Origin of the sequence: Pseudomonas sp. FYR_7, from assembly GCF_043106155.1 — a bacterium.
Classification (GTDB): Bacteria; Pseudomonadota; Gammaproteobacteria; order Pseudomonadales; family Pseudomonadaceae; genus Aquipseudomonas; species Aquipseudomonas parafulva_B.
In genome coordinates this window covers 1-529 of sequence record NZ_JBICMI010000054.1, presented here as the reverse complement: position 1 = coordinate 529, position 529 = coordinate 1, and the positions used below count along the sequence as shown (strand labels likewise).

Sequence of the window (529 nt, the reverse complement as noted above, 5' to 3'; positions counted from 1 at the left end):
AACTATCTGCAGACACTGGATCATCCGTCGTTCGGACGCTGCAGCATTTCAGAGCAAGCTGTAGAGCCTGATATCTGTGTGTACAACCAAGCCTTCATCGAGAAGAATTTTCATGGGGGTAGTCAGCCAGGTGTATTCACTCTCAACGAAGACAACGTTGAGGCTGAGAAATTACTCAGGGAGGCTGAGGCCGCGATTCAAGCATTGGAAGCCGACTACCAAGCAGAAATGACGGTAGGGAAAGAGTCCAAAGCCGCTCAAGAGGCCTTGGAGCAATCCTTTAAGGACGGTATTTGGGCCCTGCGTAAGCAGGTAGAGTCGACGGCGCTAGCCTACTGTCTGCAGGGCGTCCACACCAAGGATCGCATGCTTGATAAGGTCACTAGTCTGGCGTTTTCGGAGACCCCAGACACCTTTGAGTTACTAGCAAATGAAGCGAATGAGCTGGTCAAGGCTAATGACCAGCCCATCCCCTCCATTCAGAGCGTTTCCTTCTGGGCGAAGGTGGTCGAGCAAGATTCACTGCTCC

At 52.2% G+C, this 529-nt stretch carries 1 protein-coding gene; it reads left to right on the top strand.

Features of this window, described 5'->3' with window-relative positions:
- Positions 1-529, top strand: a 529-nt coding sequence (locus ACF8R3_RS14390; RefSeq protein WP_392515774.1) for an AAA family ATPase, incomplete at both ends; no start/stop codon positions are given.